Origin of the sequence: Enterobacter sp. CCUG 70166, assembly GCF_020224095.1 — a bacterium.
Lineage (GTDB): Bacteria > Pseudomonadota > Gammaproteobacteria > Enterobacterales > Enterobacteriaceae > Enterobacter > Enterobacter intestinihominis.
Window position 1 is genome coordinate 12,851 of sequence record NZ_NRIQ01000022.1, and the last position, 19,693, is coordinate 32,543.

The window sequence follows — 19,693 nt, forward strand, 5'->3', positions numbered from 1 at the left end:
ATACACTTCTCTGCATCCCCTGGCACATAAGAACTTCTGCGGACATTCAGCCCGTCCGCAGGAGTTTTCGTCCTTCAGTCAACAAATGCACTACCTTTTTTGAGTCTCCACTTTCCAGAGCAGAAAACACGTTACCGATTCTACCAACAGCTTGTATCTGAGTGATAACCCCAGTCTTGTAATCATCTAGGATCCCTGACAGGAAAGCGTTCAGTTTTGTCTGTTCGCTTAGCGAAAGCATGTAGGACATTTTTTCTCCATTTTAAGCAGGTGTGTCAGTTGAAAGAGGTTTGCGTGATTCTGGAAAATGAGGCAGCACCATAGTTTCAGATGCTGTGGTCGCATCCCAGTGCCACCATCCATAAGGCCCATATTCACGGTTGTAATAATCTTTTTTGAGTTGCTTTCGGGCCAGATAAGCAGGAGTGGCCATACCAAATACTTCCATCGGGAACGGCTTATCGCTTTTTGTGTCGAGCAGGTAGAAGTCAGGGAACACCTCACTAATACTCGCATCATAACGCATGGGCTTAACGTACTGCCGGTGCTCTGCATCCAGCTTTTCTGCAACAACCGCCTCATAGGAGGAGTCCAGAGGTATCCAGTTCTCGCTAACGTGCATCAGCACAATTTGATGAGCTCTTACAGAAGGGCCTCTGCCGGTTACCGCAGCTGGTGACGTCAACGCAAAGACAACTATTTTCGCCCCGGATTTCCATGCTGCGTACTCCGATGAAAATCGTTTCTTTACGCTATCCCAATGGACTTCTGAATTGAAAAAAATCAGCGGTAGCCCCCCAAAATTCCGCAGGGGTAAAAATTTAAGTGGCTTCTCATGCTTTTCAGCATCGTAGCGAGGTAAAACTGACAGGAGCATGAGACGTTTATCACTCATCGCCTGTGATGAAAGACGCTGAATTTGCGACTGAGCGACAGGTTGTTTCGGGTCAGGTACACCAATGAATAAATGGTCACCTATGCAGGCTCTGCCGGTACGAATTTGTTTAGCGGTTTCAAGCAGACGATACCGTACCAGTGAATCGTTACGTTTCCCTGCCATTTTCGGGTACCAGACATTCAGACCAGACTCTGTCCACAAAAGACTAAGCAAGCCCAGGAGGGTCATTGAGGCCTGACCTCCTTCTGGTCGCTGAACATGGGGCAGGGGAGGCACTTCTGATTTTTCAGGAGGATCTTTCTCTGTCATACCGATACCGAGCCTTACAGCCATATCACCTTCGGTTGTAATCCGGACCACACCACTCGCATATCCTTTCAGGCCGGTATGCCGGGCATCAAGGGAGAAGAATACACAGGAAGGATCATGCTCAATGCCCGTGTTAGCGGCTTTGACGAGAATAAAGGCATCACCGTTCGGTAAAGCACGAACATAAAGTCGCTTTTCTCCTTTTCCACGACATCCGCAGGTGATGACTGATTTTTGACCTGAGGTGTGGTGTGCCTTTTTAAGAGCCGACTGCCACCCTTTAGCAAACTCATCCTGCGTTTGAAAGTCAGGTGAATACCTTTTGACGTTTGGATCGTCGTCGTAAGCAATCATCACTGCGAATTTTTGGCTCATAGTAGTCTCCTAAACAGGAAGTTTAATATCCCAACCAGAGCAACACTTCCTGAGCGTCATACTGTTCCTTTACGCCCATGTCGCTAAAGAATTCTTCGAAATCTGTTTCGGGAACGCAATGCCTGGACAGTTCTTGTAATGCTCGTTCTTTAGATACCGTCTCACCTTCAGCTGATTCGAAATACGTCATGGTTGACCTCTGACATTATTACAACAATCTTAAGCATTTAAATTGATGAAGGAGCTCAGGTCAGCTGACTTCGTCGTAAAACTGCCGCAAGCGCTGGGAGGCTGCAAATTCAATTCGTGACTTCAGCAGTTTGGCGACGGCCGCAAAGACATCAACGACCACGGAGTTCCCAAACTGTCTGTAAGCCTGTGTATTGGACACAGGGATACGGAAAACACTTTCCCCGGGTTTATCGAAGCCCATTAGCCTGCTGCATTCACGTGGCGTTAGCATGCGTGGCCGACGGTCCATGTTGTATGTGTTATGGAAATCAGTTTCTCCCAGTTCATGAGACCAGCCCCGATCAATAAGAATTTCAGATCCGTCTTTCATATAGCGGCTTGAGAGGGTTCTGGTGACACTATTAACATTGGAAGGATCTACTAGTCCAAAACCAAAACCATTGCCTTTTGCCGCATGTTTCTTTGCATAGTTGTATAAGTACTCCCAGAGTTTAGGGGAGAGGATGTATTTACTATCTACGCTCGGATCCAGTAAATCTGAGAGAGAAGGGCGCTTGTCCGGATAAAAGTCTTTAATGTCTCTCAGAGTAAAACCGTCTTTCAGACGTAGGTCGCGGCGAAAACCAATAAGGACGATACGTTCACGGTGCTGGGGTCGGAAATGACGGCCATCGATGACTTTAGGATCATCCGCGCCCGTGCTTTCGCTGTTTGCGACGTCGTAGCCAAGCTCATCGAGCGTTTTCATGATGATGTTAAAGGTATTACCCTTATCGTGACTCTTCAGATTTTTTACGTTTTCCAGAACAAAAATTGCAGGTTGTTTTGCCCGGATGATCCTGGCCACATCAAAGAAGAGCGTACCCTGAGTGTCGCACTCGAAACCGTGTTTGCGACCCATAGAGTTCTTTTTACTGACACCGGCGATGCTGAATGGCTGGCATGGAAATCCCGCAAGAAGAACATCATGATCCGGGATAGAGGCATCGATAAATTTGTATGCCTCGTCATCAGTAACCTCGGGCCGGTTGCTAAGAGTGATGTCACGGATGTCTGAATTGAAGCGGTGCTCGTTCTCATCGCAATACCAGTTCGCCCGGTAAGTACGGCTGGAATAAGTATTCCATTCGCTCGTGAAAAGACATTTACCACCGATGGCATCAAATCCGCTTCGCAGTCCACCTATCCCTGCAAACAGATCGATAAAGCTAAAGTGCCTGTCCTCATAATCAGCAGGTCGTGAAGGTATTAAAGTCTGTAGATAGCGTCCATCTGCGATACTCAGCTCACAATGCTCAGGTATGCATGTAACCTGACGTTTAAGGGATGCACGGGACCAATTACTGCCATTTTCATCATTTAATACCTGAGCCAGATATTTCAGGTCATAAATGGTCGAAGCTGTTAACAAAGTTTTGTGGATCAGAGATGGTGTTTTATCCACATCATTCAGGTCTGTCTCAAGATCATGAGTGTAACGTTTCATCCAAACTCTCTCAGGAATAATATCTTTGAGATAGATTAACACGCTTAATTTGGATTATTTTTTGGTTCAGGTTCTAAATTTATTGTGATTATTCTGCCTTTAAGTTGCAAAAAGATTGGTTTTAAGCCCGCCCATGAAATAATGACTTGTTAAAATACTGCCTGTAAATAGGCTTGTGGATACATGTCTGTACTCAACAAATCAAGGTGAAATGATGTTTTTTTTAACAAAGTTACTTTTGCCCATCATGATTGTTGTATTCCCAGTGGCGTCCTGGGGGAACTCAACAACTTTTGAGGCAAAGGTGGTTAAGATTGTTGACGGTGACACCATAACTGCGTTGGATGCTCAAAACACAACCATCAAAATACGGATGTATGGTATAGACGCTCCTGAATCTAAACAGGCTTTTGGCCAAAAAGCAAAACAGGCCTTAACCACAGCTATAGCAACTAAAATCGTTACCGTGATAGACCATGGTACGGATATCTATGGCCGTATGTTAGGTACCATCTGGTTAGATGGATATGATATCAATGCCTCTATGGTGGACAGTGGATATGCGTGGGTTTATCGGTTCGAAGATAACGCCATTGTCCCTGGCTATATCAAATATGAATCCGCAGCACAAAAGGAGGCAAAAGGGTTATGGGCAGACACCAACCCTGTCCCACCATGGCAGTGGAGACAGGCAAACGAAAAGCCCAGAAAGGTGAAAGGGAAGAAATAACCATGATGAAAGAGCCTCATCCGTTACTTCAGTTGGTACTAAACGATTCCGGTCGTCTAACCATGCCTGTTTATTATAGAGATCAACAGTATTGCCCGACTTGCCTTACAAAGGTGTTGAAGAGTGAGGATGGAAGTTTGGCGCACCTCGGGGAAATAAATCAAAATACATGTAGACCTTCTATTTCAGTAGTTGTGACAAAAGCAATTATTGAAATGTTATGTGACGGGGAAAAAATATTTGTAAATCCAATACGATACCGAGGCCGGGTGCTGGCACCCTCAGTAATTTTTTCTCCCGACACTCACACTTTCAAACCGTTTATAAATACAGACTATCAGCCTGTGGGAGCAAACTGGAAAAGTGAAAAGGGATATAAACTCGGTCTGTTTTATCTCAAAGATCGAGCCAACTCTATCAATAAAGAGGAATTTGATTTCATTGCCGTTATAGACCCTAAGGCAATGCAGAAAGAATTTATTTCGGCCTGGTCTGAGGTTGATGAAAAAAATCCATTGGAAACGCTGAAGCAGATCTTACGATCTAAAAACAACTCTTCTTTATGGGTAAAATGGCCTGGCAAAATTGAGCATGCGCAAAAAGGAAATTGCAACGAAAATTACTGGTTCGATTATCAATCTGATAATCAGGAAGTGAACTGTACGGTCTCTGTTGTAGGTATCGAAGGTAACAGTTCCGGTGAGACAATTTATAGATTGCAAACTTTGCTAAAGCGTAAGCTCAATGAATATCAACTGGTTCGGTCTTTAGGGACTATTATGCTTCTTGATAATACCGGGAATATGATTCCATCAAACCATCCTTATTTTGAAGTCATCTCAAAAGCATGTATAAATGGAGTGCGTGACTTTGTTCGTCAAAACCCGTGGGTAGTCTGACGGTCAACTATAAAGCATAATATAATTAGTAATAACAAGGAACAGACATGAATGAAAACTCAGTAATCTTAATAAGTTTATTTTGGTTTTTTTTTGGATCGAGTGTTGTAGCTGGTTTTATGGATGCATCATTATATTGCTGGATTTTTGCAGCCATAAGCGCATTGTTTCTTCTTTCGGTGATACAAACACCAAAGGAGTTAACGGTATCTATTCTTCTTGCGGTACTTATGGCAAGCTCCGCAGGTGTTTTCATTCTGGCTTATAAAGTCAAAACGAATGTCGTTTCACCAATCTATCTCTTAAAAAAGCCTACTGCATACATGGCTGAAATAGATAACCGAAGGATTCATGGTTACTAAATATTTTGCAATTGCATCATTTGACGGTCCGGGTTTATTTACCCACAGCATCGACTAATTCAAGAGGTTACATATGATAGTTTCAGAAGCAATTTTTTATTCTTCTATTATTTCCTGGGTTCTTTATTGGTGGTTTATTGGAAATATTACTAAAAAGGTAGGGATGCTTGTTGTTCCACTCACGCTTACCTTCGGATGTTACATTTATGCAATTCATTTGGATGATTCCGAACAGCAAACCAATTTACGTTGGGAGCAGATCGGTTTTATTACCTTTATAATTGTGATAATGTGGGCAGGAAAGTTTGTGATGAAAAGACTATCTGAATGATGATCTAATCCACACTTTTCGATATCTTAGAAAAGTAACTTTGTGAGCAAACAGTCATATGACATGCAAAACGCTGATCTCAAAGACAGATGATGGATACACATTTAGCATTTCACCTTACGAAGACGGGTACCGCTTATCAGTCTCGCCTGAAAATCGTCACAATGGTACCCAAAGCTTTGACGGCTGGTTCCCACGTTTTTTTTCCGAACCACAGTATGCCAAATCATCTTTAACTAAGTTTCTCGGTGAGTCCTTAGTATGGGAAGAAGATTCAAGTAATGCTCTATGAGATTACTTATTATAAATTTTTCTATTAATCTCCATGGAGTGATATATGAATTTGGCCTATTTTTTATTTTTGTCTATAACTGTTATGCTTACGAGCTTTATTATTAAATCACTTGTCGTATTGGTAAAGTTCAAATTACTTCGTGATGAACGTCTCGAATATACCAGCAATAAAAATATTGATGAGATGTACGATTTAATGAATGCGAAGGAAGAAATCCTCATAAGGCATCATAAGCAGATGTTGGCATTGCATCTTTCACTATTAATATTCGTTCTATTTATTGCTTACATTTACTAAAAATAATTTTATTCAACATTTCAACAAAGGGTTTTCAATGGAAAGCTTCGAAACTGAACAAATGATTCAATATGCTTTCTACATAAATATCGTAATAACGACTGGTTTGGCATGGTTTTGCTTGCGGTCAGGATTGCATTACAATTTTTTCAGAAAAGCAGAGAGTGCCAGAACAAAAGGGCTGAGTAGTACCTCTACTGAACACGGTCCAGCAATTGTGAGAATAAAGAAGCTACAAGCATTAGTAGATTTTATTAGTAACTGTGCTTTTCTAATCCTTTCAATTGGCACAGCTTATATTTTGTATTTTTGGATCCACAGTTAACTCATACAAGGTAACTTCGGCAAATAACAACTTCTAATGCAGGACTTTAATAACTATAACGGATGCTACATGAAAAACGACAGTTTAATTACGCGGTATAAAATACTTAAAGGCGAACGCGATGAGTCTATCTTCACCATAATAATCGCGCTAGTAGTAAAGCTGGGGCTGGTAGCCCTGGCATTCTATCTGTTGCTTGGTTCCACGATTGATTGGTCAAGCTGGAAAACCTATGCCGCCATGTTGATCTTTGGAGCATTTCTCTAAAAGGATGACCACGGCAATACCAGGTCAGACAACAAGGTCGTTAGCATGATCGTTGGAAGCAACGGAAGCACCTTGAAAAAGGTCGGCAGCACTATAAAATCCATCAGCAATGCACACAAATAAACTACTGGTATCTTAAAATGAAAGTGAAAGAGTTGATCGCCATGCTGAACGAAAGAGACCCTGAGGCAATTGTTCTGATTTCCGGCTATGAAACGATCGGCGGCACGGAAGTCGCAGAAGCTGATTTGCTCATTGATATGCAGTCAATATGCTTAGAACAGGCTGATAATCTCACAGGAAACCGTAAAGTTGTTTCTTCCGGTGGTGAAGATTCAGTTTGGTTAGGCTGGAAAGATGATTACCGTACAAAGGTGTTTTTAGAAGATGCCCAAATTCCTGATCAAGATGAATGACGGTCAGCGTTGGCTTCAAAGGCAATCTATCAGTACGTGAAACGTAAATGTTAAAAAATAACCACATATGAATCAATAACTTATGTCAAAGCTAAGTAGAGATGTCCGGGGTGGGGCAAAGTTCAAATGTCCTTTGATAATATTGAATTCCTGGATAAAAATCGCATCTTAACCTCTTCGTTTGAGTACCTTGTTGGGTTGACCCCGTATTCGCTTTATTTGTAGTATTGGGCTGCTTTGAAGTGTTTCATGTTCAAACGCGACGTGTTCTGTAAGTTCTTCCTGACAACAGAGCCGACAATATATACACATCCGCTATGGAGAATCTGACAACCGCTATGCGTATTACGCCACCCTGAGTTTTTCCTTCCTCTGTCGTACTGAGCAAGCCTCAGCACGCACTCAATAACATCCCGTCTGCGGATGTGCTTTACCGTACGTAAAAATGTAGCCCTCCAGGGCTGACTGTATCTAAAAACTGAGAAATTACTATGTTGCTGTCCTCGACGCGTAAGGACTGGCTGGGTAACGTCCGTGGTGACGTTCTGGCCGGTATTGTTGTCGCGCTCGCACTCATTCCAGAAGCGATCGCCTTTTCCATTATCGCCGGTGTTGATCCCCAGGTGGGCCTCTACTCGGCGTTCTGTATTCCTCTCGTTATGGCCTTCTTTGGCGGACGTCCGGCGATGATTTCGTCCTCCACCGGTGCAATGGCTCTCCTGATGGTGACGCTGGTGAAAGATCATGGCTTACAGTATTTACTGGCTGCCTCCATACTGACCGGGGTATTCCAGCTGATAGCCGGATATCTGAAGCTTGGCGGGCTGATGCGTTTTGTTTCACGCTCAGTGGTCACGGGGTTTGTTAATGCACTGGCAATACTGATTTTTATGGCCCAGTTGCCTGAGCTGACCAATGTGACATGGCATGTTTATGCCATGACTGCGGCAGGGCTGGGGATCATCTATCTCTTCCCTTATATCAACAAAACCATTCCTTCACCGCTTGTGTGCATCGTGGTGCTGACTGGGATTGCCATGTGGCTGCATCTGGATGTGCGAACCGTCGGGGATATGGGGAAACTTCCCGACAGTCTGCCGGTCTTCCTGCTCCCGGACGTGCCTTTAAATCTTCAGACGCTGCTCATCATCCTGCCATATTCTGCGGGGCTTGCGGTGGTTGGCCTGCTTGAGTCGATGATGACCGCCACTATCGTGGATGACATGACCGACACGCCAAGCGACAAAAACAGGGAGTGCAAAGCTCAGGGCATCGCGAACATCTGCACATCCTTTATCGGAGGAATGGCAGGCTGCGCGATGATTGGGCAATCTGTTATCAACGTAAAATCCGGTGGACGCGGACGACTTTCAACCCTCACGGCGGGCGTGGTGCTGCTTTGCCTGATTGTGTTCCTGCGCAACTGGGTCTCCCAAATTCCGATGGCAGCGCTGGTCGCGGTGATGATTATGGTTTCCATCGGGACATTCTCCTGGCGCTCCATTGCCAACCTGCGGACACACCCCCTTTCAACCAGCGTGGTCATGCTTGCCACCGTCGCGGTTGTGGTGGCAACACATAATCTGGCCTTCGGTGTGCTGACCGGTGTACTGATTGCTTCGCTCAATTTTGCCACTAAAGTATCCCGGTTCATGCGTGTAACCTCAGTTCTGGAGGGGACGAGCCGGACGTATACCGTCACCGGCCAGGTATTCTTTGCATCAGCAGACCGCTTTACGAGCCACTTTGATTTCCGTGAAGCGATTGAGAATGTGGTGATAGACGTTTCACATGCCCATTTCTGGGACATCACGTCCGTCAGCGCCCTGGATAAGGTGGTCATTAAGTTCCGTAGAGAGGGCGCCGGGGTTGAAATACGTGGGATGAATGAAGCCACCCGCACCATCGTTGACCGGTTTGGTGTTCACGATAAACCTGAAGAAGTCGAAAAACTGATGGGCGGTCATTAACAGACTGGAGGGAAAACTATGAATAATACTGTTACAGCCTGTGTGGACGGTTCACTTTCAACGCGGTCAGTGTGTGAATATGCGGCGTGGGCAGCCCGCACTTTGCAATCACAGCTAGCACTGTTGCACGTTATCGAAAAAGACAGCACCCCGGTAGTGTCAGACCTGACCGGCACTCTCGGCATAGACAGTCAGCAATTGCTGACCGATGAGCTGGTAGAAATTGAAGGGCAACGTAATCGCCTGCTGATGGCCCAGGGGAAAGCAATACTGGAAAGTTGTGCTGAACTGCTTCAAAAACAGGGAAGCCCGGATGTGCTTTTGATGCAAAAACACGGTACACCGGATGAAGTTCTGGCAGAGCTGAGCGACCTTCGTCTCATGGTGCTGGGGCGTCGGGGTAGCCAGCATCCGGTAGGCTCTCATCTGGAAAGCGTTATTCGTCTGCAAAAGAAACCCCTACTGGTTGTTCCGGAGAACTACTCAGTGCCTTCCAGAGTCATGCTGGCTTATGATGGCAGTGAAGAAAGCAGGAGTAACCTGGAACGTCTGACGATGAGTCCCTTACTCAGGGGGCTGGAGTGCCACCTTGTCATGGTAAACGGTAAGAAGGAAGAGCTGCTGACCGCACAGCAAATTTTACGTGACGCGGATATAGAAAACAGCACAACACATCTTACCGGGCAATCAGTCGGGGACGCGCTTATTCGTTACGCCGAGGAAAATGCTGTCGATCTGATAGTGATGGGGGCCTACGGTCATTCCAGGTTGCGGCAGTTCTTTATCGGTAGTCATACCTCCGAAATGCTGCAAAAGACGCAACAACCGCTTCTTATCCTCCGTTAGCACTGATTATCTTAAATAAAAAAGGGCGAGTTCTCTCGCCCTTCGTCACAAGAACACGTTTAGTTCAGCCGGTTACCTTTTTCATCAACTACCTTCTCACCGTCCTCTTTCGTGAACGCGCTTTTCTGCGCATCGGGAAGAATATCCAGCACGACTTCAGAAGGGCGGCATAGCCGGGTACCCAGCGGCGTTACCACGATAGGGCGATTGATCAGAACAGGGTGCTGCAACATAAAATCGATTAACTGCTCGTCAGTAAAGCGGTCTTCCGCCAGCCCTAACGCTTCAAAAGGTTCGACATTCTTACGCAGCAGCGCTCGTACCGTGATCCCCATATCCGCAATGAGTTTTACCAGCTCAGCTCGTGATGGTGGGGTTTCAAGATAATGAATAACGGTCGGCTCTGTACCGCTGTTGCGGATCATTTCAAGGGTATTGCGTGACGTGCCGCAGGCCGGGTTGTGATAAATGGTAATGTTGCTCATATCAGTATCTCATTACAAAGTGAAAGACAGACGAAGCGCCAGTGCTGCAAGCGTGACAAACAGCACGGGGATTGTCATGACAATGCCCACCCGGAAGTAATATCCCCAGGTAATTTTGATATTTTTCTGCGACAGAACGTGCAGCCACAGTAACGTTGCCAGACTGCCGATAGGGGTAATTTTTGGCCCCAGGTCGCTGCCGATGACGTTGGCGTAAATCATCGCTTCTTTGATAACACCGGTCGCTGTGCTGCCATCAATCGACAGCGCCCCGACCAGCACGGTCGGCATATTGTTCATCACTGATGACAGGAAGGCCGTCAGGAAGCCCGTACCCAGCGTTGCCGCCCACAATCCCTGCTCTGCCAGCTGATTCAGCAAGGAAGAGAGATAGTGGGTCAGACCGGCATTTCGTAAGCCGTAGACCACCAGGTACATCCCCAGCGAGAAGATAACGATTTGCCAGGGCGCACCACGCAGCACCTTACCGGTGTTAATGGCATGCCCTTTTTTCGCAACAGCAAACAGAAGCAATGCACCAGCGGCTGCGACCAAACTGACCGGTACGCCCAGCGGCTCCAGTCCGAAGAATCCCACCAGAAGCAACACCAGAACCAGCCAGCCGGTTTTAAAGGTATTCACATCACGTATAGCGTCTTTCGGTTCTTTCAACAGAGAAACGTCGTAAACGGCGGGAATGTCCTTACGGAAAAACAGATGCAGCATCACCAGCGTAGCCGCAATCGCGGCCAGGTTAACCGGGACCATCACGGCGGCATATTCTGAGAAACCAAGCTTAAAGAAATCCGCCGAGACGATATTCACCAGGTTTGAGACAATCAGTGGCAGGCTTGCCGTGTCAGCGATAAACCCTGCGGCCATGATAAACGCTAAGGTTGCTCCCCGGCTGAATCCCAGCGCCAGCAGCATCGCGATAACGATAGGTGTCAGGATCAGTGCCGCACCGTCGTTGGCAAACAGTGCCGCAACCATCGCACCAAGCAGGACGATCCAGGTGAAGAGCAGCCGCCCCCGGCCATTCCCCCAACGGGCAACGTGCAGCGCGGCCCATTCAAAGAAGCCGGATTCGTCGAGCAGAAGACTGATGATGATCACGGCGATAAAGGTGGCGGTCGCATTCCACACTATCTGCCAGACCACCGGAATATCCCCCAGATGAACGACGCCAGTCAGCAATGCCAGAATTGCGCCCAGTGAGGCACTCCAGCCAATCCCCAGCCCTCTGGGTTGCCAGATAACCAGGACGAGCGTGAATAAAAAGATAGCACCAGCCAGTAACATCAGAAACTCCATTCACATTTGTTTATTCGGATATATATATCGCCATCAGCAGGAGACAGATGCCACGCTACTGAGCTTGTTGCGTATGTTTTCTCGTTCACAGTTCCAGGCTGTATCAATAATACCCGCAGCCCATGCTGGCATGTGTGGCGACAGTCGGTAATGCACCCATTTTCCTTCGCGACGGTCGATGACCAGCTCGGCTTCACGTAAAAGGGCCATATGGCGAGAAATTTTTGGCTGAGACTCTGCGGTTGCCGCACAGATGTCACAGACGCACATTTCACCGGACTCCCTGAGAAGCATCACGATAGTTGAACGGGTCTCGTCGGCGAGCAGTTTAAAAAGCTGAACAGGCTGTAGCATGCTTAACCTCGTAAAAAAATAACAATACATATGGTATTTCATATGTGATAACTTTTAAAGCATAGCTTATGAAATGGAGATTTTTTATGACCGACTTACCAGCAATCGAACCGGCTTATTTTGATGATGCGCTTGCCAGCAAACTTACGGGCAACAACGAAACCATGCCGCGAATTCTCATCCTGTACGGTTCAGTACGAGAGCGGTCCTACAGTCGTTTTGCAGCGGAAGAGGCCGGGCGGTTGCTGGCAAAGATGGGGGCTGAGGTGAAAATATTTAACCCATCCGGTCTGCCGTTACCCGATGATGCGCCCGAAAGTCACCCCAAAGTGCTTGAACTCCGCGAGCTGGTCAGGTGGTGTGACGGAATGGTCTGGAGTTCTCCGGAAAGACATGGCGCCATGAGCTCGGTGATGAAGGCCCAGATTGACTGGATACCCCTGAGTGAAGGTGCTGTTCGTCCTTCCCAGGGTAAAACGCTGGCCGTCATGCAGGTTTGTGGTGGTTCACAGTCGTTTAACACGGTCAATCAGATGCGGATACTTGGCCGCTGGATGCGGATGTTCACCATCCCCAATCAGTCGTCAGTGCCAAAGGCATGGCAGGAATTTGATGATGAAGGGCGCATGAAACCCTCACCCTGGTATGACAGGATTGTCGACGTTACCGAAGAGTTGTTCAAAATGACGTTACTCCTGAAAGGGCACACAGCCTACCTGTCCGACCGCTACAGCGAAAGGAAAGAGAGTCATCAGGAGCTCGCGGCACGGGTCAATCAGGCCAAAATCTGACAGCCAGGCATGCCCGGATGGATTACCGGGCTTTAAATCGGTTTCTTCCCAAATATCTCTTCAGAGCGTGACTGAAGTTTCACCAGGGCATTGAACATATCGTCCTGATCCAGGGAACGCTGGGATTTCTTCGTCGTGGGAGCTTTACGCCTGCGAGAAGGGCCGTCTCCGGATGGTACGGATTGCGACCGGTTATTATCCCGCTCGGCCTGGACCAGCTGCGCCATTTCCAGGGCCCGCCCCAGACGTTTGTTATCCACAATGGCCCCCTGATCGATTTCAGAAAGCTTGTCATAGGTGGAGTAGGGAAGTGATACGCCATTAAGCCGGAGCTCTTTATGTCCATCCGGGTAATGCCAGACATCGATGTATTTACCAATCGCCCGACGACTGAATTCGCTGTCTTCAATCAGATAAAGGACTTTGTCGTATTGCACTGTGAGTGATTTCGACACTTTACGAGCTTCATGCCAGTTAAATACCATATCAAGATCGTCATCGACATCCAGTTCCCGATGAACATCAAACGCCTGGCGAGGCGCTTTTGCGAAACGACGGTTGTAATCGTTCATGAACTCTTCGGCAAATGCGTTCGCAGCTTCCATGGAACTGATGCCCTGGAGCCTGAGCTCCTTGACCAGTCGGTCCTGAAGCGTCAGGTGCGCCCGTTCAACGCGGCCTTTGGCAGCACTGGTTTCTGCACAAATGGTCTGAATGTTCAGTTCATGCATCGCACGGCCAAACTGGGTATCGCCGTCGCCGCCGGTTGCATTTTTATTGTTGATCCTGAATACGCTGGCTTTGTCGCTGTACAGCGCAAGCGGTTTGCCATGTTTTTCAATATAGCCCCGGGTCGCTTCAAAATAGGTGAAAGTAGACTCAGATTTCACGAAAAGAAGCTGCATTAAACGACTGGTTGCGTCATCAACGTAAACCAGTGCCGTACACTTAGGTCCCCGATTTTCAAACCAGTGGTGGTCGCAGCCGTCGATTTGTATGAGTTCACCGGCACAGGCACGGCGGTAACGAGGTTGCTGAATTTGTGGCGCACGTTGCTTACGTGGGACCCACAGACTGGCCTGAGTCATCAGCTTACGGACGGTTTCTTTGGAAAGATGAACACCGTGCACCTCAGACAGTTTTTCACAGGCCAGCGTCGGACCGAAATCGTTATAGCGTTCGCGAATAATGTTCAGCGCGTATGCGGCCAGTCCCTGAGGCAACTGGTTGTTACTGGATTTACCACGACGGCGGCTGGTCATGCCAATCGGACCATCTTCACGATAACGCGCAAGCAGACGACGGCACTGACGGTCGGAGATACCAAGCCGCTGAGCTGCCATTTGTGTTGTCAGACGCCGGTCGATGACATCCTGAATGATTTTGAGTCGGTTAACTTCATCCAATGTGAAAAACTCCGCTGCGAGAGCCGTCATGGTAATCCTTACTTGATTATACACGCCGGACATCTTAACTTAGCCATTATCGGACATTACAACTTTGCTACTACAACTTATGTCAAAGCAAGTTTAAAATGTCACCTCTTTGTGCAAGATAGAAAGGGCACTTTCAGCCTATGTAATCATATTAATGTGACTGCTGCGTTATCCCACTCAACCAATTAATAAAGCAAAAGTTAAATATGAAAGACTGGAATAAAAATATAACGAAAACATCTTAATATGGAAATATCTGTGTCAACGGGATCTTTAGTTATTGAATATCTGGTTCTAAATAGGTTCTACATTCAACGGGAAGGGAAACCAAATATCTATATGTTTTTTATAAATACCATTACGTGGCAAACAACAATCTGCATATTTTTTTAAAGAATCTCCACATGGACAAATATTTTCTGGCGATAATACTCCATCATGTTCTTTCGCCTTAAATCTCCAGGTCGTAATATTGAAAATTTGATGTGGGGATTGTATGTATTTGACAACACTAATTAAAGTTGAATAGTTATAATGATCACCATCATTGGAGAAAAAAACACTACATTTGTTAACGGGATTACTAACTATGTCATAAGTAATTAATTCAAAATCGATCACTTCATCAAAGCAAAGAACTCCATTATAAAGTTTATTTTTAACATGACCACAATCATTAATAAAACTACGGGTTGTATTACATACTGAACATTTCACTTCTTTTATTATTTCACGAGAACTACCGAAGATTTTATATGGGAATAACGCCTGCCAATTACATACCATTCTCGCTAAGAAGTTAACACCATAGAAATTAACCTCAGGCAGAAACTCATTATTTTCTTTAATATGTATTAAATCTATTTCTATCCTTTCAAGTTCTACCCATGCTTCATAAAAATCACCTCTTGTAAGTAAATTAATGACTTGAATATATTTTAAATGGGCTAGTAAAATTGTTTTGTATAAAAACAATCTGTTTGATTCATTATTCAAGCTCAAGGATTGAGCTTTTTTTAACTCAGCATTAAGATAATCAAGAATAGCACTATCTTCTTGAGTAATACACATCCAACGCTTTAACTTTTCGTGAATATTCATAATATCTATATAGATTTTTATTTGATTTTGTTAATTACTTTTAAAACATCGTCTACTTTTCCAGAAACAGTGTATTTCACATGTTTTCCTGATTTATTTTTTTTAATTATAGAGACTTTAACGTCTATATCTCTAGTTCCAAAGTTATCAATTTTTTTCTGAATATAATTTGAAACAAGATTTACTAAAAAAGGTATCATTACTGATGTGGCAAAGAAAGTGCCTAACGCTAACGTTATACTGTTTAATTGCAGGTACGAAACACCATTAGAATCTCCGTACACTTTAACATTAGAATGTGATTGCTTGGTGAACTGGAAAAAATCCAGTGCATTACCTCCAGTAATTTTTGAACTATCAAAAACGATCGCAATCTCATCATCTTGAGGTTCATATGAAGAAATGATTTTTACCTCTTCATCTTCATCACTCATTTCACTCAAAGTAATGGGGTTCATTCTCAACTCCTTGTTTTATATTTTTACATTCAAATTTTACTATACGACTGGTTAATTGCTCCTGTCCAACACACACCAGAGTTCATATGCTTAGCATACAAGGGACCAATGCCAGTAGCGACAGGCTAGTGTGTCAAAAAACCACATGAAGATCAATCTCCTGCGGAAAATTTGGCCGCAATTAGTTTCATTGTCCTTTCCATGCCTTGATAAACTGTCGCATCTGTAATGTTTAACCTTGCGAGTTCCTTAAGTATTCTAGCTTTGTTTCTGATCACTATTTTTTCTACTTTAAACTCTTGCATAGCATCATCAGGGTTTGAAACTAAATCGGGATAAACAGCATTATTCCCAAATAATAAGAATGCACCTGACTGTGATGACATCCTTTCATTATTATTTCTTCCTTTAACGAAAATTAACCTTTCCAAATCTGATGGTATAATTACATCTTTAAAATAAGGTTTTTCATCTTTAATGTAATGTATGAGTTTTTGACAAGCTTCAGTTTTATTGAAAGCCTCCTTGTCCATTTTACAATCCAGCTGATCTTTCAGTGTTTGACTTAGCATTGATATATTTGATATGCAACTTACTGTATCAGAGTCAAAGAATTTTATACGATCCCTTTTTGTTTTGAAAATAATAACATGTCCATCAACCTCATTTGTATTTTCATTATTACTAATGTCGCAACAAGCGAAATACAGAGCGATTAGTGGATTTGATGTTATATCCAACAAACGAGTTGGTAGTCCGTAGTGTTGCATCCTTACTAACTTGTCTAGCATTGTTTTATCATCAACAAACTCAGTTGGCCTTGCTGTTAGGGCTTCACGGACTAAATTTGATTCACTGTGCAAATGCTTGAAGTTACCTTTTTTGTTTTTCCTGAAAACTGATGGAGCCAACTCGTAAGATACATCAGAATGTCCACGATAAAATATTTCTGCATCTTCTTCATGATCTTGTTCTAAAACACGCGCCATGAAACTTTGAACATTATCTATTATTGGGTAGTTATCAACTTCATCAGGAAGTGCTTCAGTAGGAGGAAGTGGTGTACTTCTTGTCGTTATATTTAGAAGTGCTAATGTTTGATTTAAATCACGTGCTTTTATTCCCCAGTGAGTCCGTTTCAGCCCATATGCACCTAATTCTAAAGCTGTTTGATATAACTCTTTGTTTATCACTACGACATCATCTTGTGAGTGAGTGATTCTGAAATCAAACTCAACATTTTTGTTAACTGTTCGTAGATTTGAAATTACACCAAGTCGCAAAGTAATGTATTCAACATTGTCTCGGGAATAAAGTTCTGACATAAAAAGCGTAGGTAATTTCTCAATATAAGATAATGCTTTATCATTCAAAGGCGTTAACTTCAACCGGATGTCATCAGAGGTGCCTTCTAACATACGTGATATAGGAAAATCACAACTCCCACTAACCCGTTCATACATGGGCCAATGTTCAAAATAGTCAGGTTCTCCGCCCATAATTAGATTAAACATTAAAACTAAATCCTTATATTTTACTTAATGAATTATTTACAATCCAATCAATTGCGCCAGAGGTGCGAATCCAAGGCTTTATATTATGATTCACATAATAAATGGCTTCATCCATTCCACCTAACGTGATATATCCACTGTTAGACTTGATCTGTAATCTGCACTTCGATAACAAGCCGGGGATGTGTCTATTAGAATCAATCGCAGCTTTAGCGATATCATCGGCATCCGGGGATGACTGTCGGTAGGCGAGTAGGGCGCGTGTATACTGAAAAAACGAACGCATATCCCCAGGATAATCGTCCAGTAGCAAGGCCAGATCATCCACCATTTCAAGCTCAAGGTAATAGTTCGCTAATAAATGACGAATCCCCTGGTTATCGTTCGGGTTGAGCTTCAGCATTTCGCGGCTATGAGCCATAGCCGGATAAAAATTACCAGACTCCCATAAGGCCTCAGCCAAAGCTGCTTTTGCTCTCATATATGGACGTGTTTCGACAAATCCCCAGAAACGTCCTGCGAACTCCTGAAAATCCTCGCCAAGTGCAATGCTGGCTGCGTACAAAGCAGTCTCCAGCTTCCCGATTTTTGACTCAGGAGGTTCTTGAGATATCTCGCAGTAGAATGAGTATGCGTCAGCACAGAGCGGGGATTTCTTGATAGCTTTTCTGATGAGTTTCAGCACAACTTCCAGGTCATCATTTTCCCAGGCATCGAACATGAACTCCTGAGCCGCAACCAGATCTAGATGTAATTGCTCAGAGCTGACAGCAGTTTTATACAAATCAACGCGCTTTGTAGTCGGGAATTTAATCATCTCAAGTATCCTTTTGGGGACTCACTGTTCCGGTACTTTGCAGCACTGATGGTCGATTCTATCGCTTTGAACTTGCCACAAACAAGCTCGGGTCTGCCAGAACGGGATTGATAGCCCGGAGCTGTTCCTGGATGCGCACCTGAGCCTTACGGCTGGGCGATTTTTTGCTTCGTTCCCGTTTGCCTTCGCTTTCCCGCTCATCCTGTTTTACCTGAGCCAGTCGGAGTACAGTCCCGAGACGTTTGTTATCAACAATCTGCCCCTGGTCGACACAGGCCAGCTTATCAAATGCCTGGCACTTAAGGCTCCGGTGCCCATAGAGGAAGGCGAGGGTGCCATCGGGATAATCCAGTACTTTAATTTTTTCACCGGCAAGACGGCTATTTTCTTCTGTGGTGTCCATGAGATAAAGGATCTTATCGTACTGGAAGGTCAGTGATTTCGACACGGTACGAACATCATGCCAGGCAAAGATGTCTCTTAATTCATCGGGGCTTTCCTGCACCGGACGATGCAAATCTTTGGGGAACTTAGCCGGTCGTGAAAACCGGCTGTTAAAGTCAGCGATGAAAGTGGCAAGCCAGGCATTTGCGGCCTCAATGCCGGTTATACCTTCCAGACGCATTTCTTTGATCAGCCGATCCTGAAGTGTCTGATTCGCACGTTCCACGCGGCCTTTAGCTTCAGAGCTGTTGGCACAAATAAGCTCGATTGCCAGGTCATAAAGCACACGTCCGAACTGGGTAACGGTGGTATTGCGTTTCTCCGGACCACTGACGCGAAATATTGCGTGTTTGTCACTGTACAGCGATACCGGCTTCCCATGCTGCTCGATGTATTCCCGGGTTGCCAGCATGTAGTCAAAGGCTGTTTCTGACTCGCTGAACCGCAAATGCATCAGACGCCCGGTGGCATCATCGATAAAGACCAGCAGGCAGCATTTTGGCGCACGGCCTTCAAACCAGTCATGGTGGGAGCCGTCGATCTGGATAAGTTCACCCAGACAATCACGCCGATGTCGGGGTTGATAAACCCGTGACTTACGGCGAGCATGCGGGACCCAGAGTCCGTCAGACGTCATCCAGTTGCGGACGGTCTCGATTGAAAGCCGGATATTATGGCGCTCTCTGAGTTTTTCTGCGGCCAGTGTGGGCCCAAAGTCACTGTAGTTTTCACGTATCAGCGTGAGTACTCGTAGTTTGAGAGATTCGGTCAACCGGCGGTTGCTGGGCTGGCCGCGTTTGCGGCTGACAAGTCCTTCAGCACCAGAAACTCGGTAACGATTGATAAGTCGTTGCGCCTGACGTTCTGAAATGCCAAGCTGTGATGCTGCATCACGACGGCGTAGACGCTTTTCACAAACTGCCTGTATCACCGGTAGGCGGTGGATCTCTTTATCTGACATGGTCACCAACATGCGTTGAG

21 protein-coding genes are annotated in these 19,693 nt (G+C 45.2%); 9 read left to right on the plus strand and 12 right to left on the minus strand.

The features are described 5' to 3' along the window. Positions 1-262 precede the first annotated feature (262 nt). Genes CKK19_RS10285 through CKK19_RS10295 form a run of 3 tightly spaced genes read right to left on the minus strand, consistent with a single transcriptional unit; the run spans position 263 to position 3,260 of the window. Entirely contained in the window at positions 263-1,582 is a 1,320-nt protein-coding gene (locus CKK19_RS10285; protein WP_000078514.1) for a DUF1173 family protein, read from the minus strand. Between the two features lie 22 nt (positions 1,583-1,604). Then, positions 1,605-1,772 carry a hypothetical protein gene (locus CKK19_RS10290; RefSeq protein WP_000220758.1) on the minus strand — a complete coding sequence of 56 codons (168 nt, stop codon included), beginning with the start codon at positions 1,770-1,772 and terminating at the stop codon, positions 1,605-1,607. Between the two features lie 60 nt (positions 1,773-1,832). Then, a complete protein-coding gene (locus CKK19_RS10295) occupies positions 1,833-3,260 on the minus strand; it encodes a DNA cytosine methyltransferase (RefSeq protein ID WP_000833382.1) in 1,428 nt (475 codons plus the stop codon). Between the two features lie 214 nt (positions 3,261-3,474). Here CKK19_RS10295 and CKK19_RS10300 point away from each other — a divergent pair, with 214 nt between their 5' ends. The 8 genes from CKK19_RS10300 to CKK19_RS10335 all read left to right on the plus strand — a co-directional run bounded on the left by CKK19_RS10300 (position 3,475) and on the right by CKK19_RS10335 (position 9,998). After that, the gene (locus tag CKK19_RS10300; protein ID WP_031942328.1) at positions 3,475-3,990 is read left to right on the plus strand and encodes a thermonuclease family protein; all 516 of its coding nucleotides are present in this window, start codon (positions 3,475-3,477) and stop codon (positions 3,988-3,990) included. A gap of 2 nt (positions 3,991-3,992) precedes the next feature. Continuing rightward, positions 3,993-4,889: a hypothetical protein gene (locus CKK19_RS10305; protein WP_000975181.1), complete on the plus strand. Its 897-nt coding sequence runs from the start codon at positions 3,993-3,995 to the stop codon at positions 4,887-4,889. Between the two features lie 47 nt (positions 4,890-4,936). After that, positions 4,937-5,251 carry a hypothetical protein gene (locus CKK19_RS10310; protein WP_001005009.1) on the plus strand — a complete coding sequence of 105 codons (315 nt, stop codon included), beginning with the start codon at positions 4,937-4,939 and terminating at the stop codon, positions 5,249-5,251. 73 nt (positions 5,252-5,324) lie between these two features. After that, on the plus strand, positions 5,325-5,582 hold the full coding sequence (locus tag CKK19_RS10315; protein ID WP_000637193.1) for a hypothetical protein: 258 nt from the start codon (positions 5,325-5,327) through the stop codon (positions 5,580-5,582). Between the two features lie 986 nt (positions 5,583-6,568). Then, entirely contained in the window at positions 6,569-6,766 is a 198-nt protein-coding gene (locus tag CKK19_RS10320; RefSeq protein WP_001371914.1) for a hypothetical protein, read from the plus strand. Positions 6,767-6,906: 140 nt separating this feature from the next. Further along, positions 6,907-7,182: a hypothetical protein gene (locus tag CKK19_RS10325; RefSeq protein WP_000864986.1), complete on the plus strand. Its 276-nt coding sequence runs from the start codon at positions 6,907-6,909 to the stop codon at positions 7,180-7,182. A 491-nt stretch (positions 7,183-7,673) separates the two neighbouring features. Then, positions 7,674-9,152, plus strand: a complete 1,479-nt coding sequence (locus CKK19_RS10330) for a SulP family inorganic anion transporter (RefSeq protein ID WP_000927306.1) — start codon at positions 7,674-7,676, stop codon at positions 9,150-9,152. A gap of 18 nt (positions 9,153-9,170) precedes the next feature. Then, on the plus strand, positions 9,171-9,998 hold the full coding sequence (locus CKK19_RS10335; protein WP_001066652.1) for a universal stress protein: 828 nt from the start codon (positions 9,171-9,173) through the stop codon (positions 9,996-9,998). Between the two features lie 59 nt (positions 9,999-10,057). Here the strand turns inward: CKK19_RS10335 and arsC are convergent, their stop codons facing one another. The 3 genes from arsC to CKK19_RS10350 are packed head-to-tail and all read right to left on the minus strand — an operon-like array spanning position 10,058 to position 12,151. Further along, positions 10,058-10,483 carry a glutaredoxin-dependent arsenate reductase gene (gene arsC / locus CKK19_RS10340; protein ID WP_000065802.1) on the minus strand — a complete coding sequence of 142 codons (426 nt, stop codon included), beginning with the start codon at positions 10,481-10,483 and terminating at the stop codon, positions 10,058-10,060. Positions 10,484-10,495: 12 nt separating this feature from the next. Further along, the gene (locus tag CKK19_RS10345; protein ID WP_000922628.1) at positions 10,496-11,785 is read right to left on the minus strand and encodes an arsenic transporter; all 1,290 of its coding nucleotides are present in this window, start codon (positions 11,783-11,785) and stop codon (positions 10,496-10,498) included. A gap of 45 nt (positions 11,786-11,830) precedes the next feature. Beyond that, the gene (locus CKK19_RS10350; protein WP_000941305.1) at positions 11,831-12,151 is read right to left on the minus strand and encodes a transcriptional regulator; all 321 of its coding nucleotides are present in this window, start codon (positions 12,149-12,151) and stop codon (positions 11,831-11,833) included. 86 nt (positions 12,152-12,237) lie between these two features. On the opposite strand from CKK19_RS10350, the gene arsH reads away from it, so the two are divergent. Beyond that, positions 12,238-12,942, plus strand: a complete 705-nt coding sequence (gene arsH, locus CKK19_RS10355; protein WP_000130816.1) for an arsenical resistance protein ArsH — start codon at positions 12,238-12,240, stop codon at positions 12,940-12,942. A 32-nt stretch (positions 12,943-12,974) separates the two neighbouring features. Here the strand turns inward: arsH and CKK19_RS10360 are convergent, their stop codons facing one another. The 6 genes from CKK19_RS10360 to CKK19_RS10385 form a co-directional block, all read right to left on the minus strand. Further along, a complete protein-coding gene (locus CKK19_RS10360; protein ID WP_225455115.1) occupies positions 12,975-14,378 on the minus strand; it encodes an ISNCY family transposase in 1,404 nt (467 codons plus the stop codon). Positions 14,379-14,672: 294 nt separating this feature from the next. Then, complete coding sequence (locus CKK19_RS10365; protein WP_016239971.1) at positions 14,673-15,479, minus strand: hypothetical protein; 807 nt, start codon at positions 15,477-15,479, stop codon at positions 14,673-14,675. A gap of 17 nt (positions 15,480-15,496) precedes the next feature. Next, entirely contained in the window at positions 15,497-15,937 is a 441-nt protein-coding gene (locus CKK19_RS10370; RefSeq protein ID WP_016239970.1) for a hypothetical protein, read from the minus strand. A 152-nt stretch (positions 15,938-16,089) separates the two neighbouring features. Next, positions 16,090-17,451, minus strand: a complete 1,362-nt coding sequence (locus tag CKK19_RS10375; protein ID WP_000482601.1) for an FRG domain-containing protein — start codon at positions 17,449-17,451, stop codon at positions 16,090-16,092. 13 nt (positions 17,452-17,464) lie between these two features. After that, a complete protein-coding gene (locus CKK19_RS10380; RefSeq protein WP_000589340.1) occupies positions 17,465-18,268 on the minus strand; it encodes a hypothetical protein in 804 nt (267 codons plus the stop codon). A gap of 58 nt (positions 18,269-18,326) precedes the next feature. Then, complete coding sequence (locus CKK19_RS10385; protein ID WP_076611902.1) at positions 18,327-19,673, minus strand: ISNCY-like element ISLad2 family transposase; 1,347 nt, start codon at positions 19,671-19,673, stop codon at positions 18,327-18,329. Positions 19,674-19,693 lie beyond the last annotated feature (20 nt).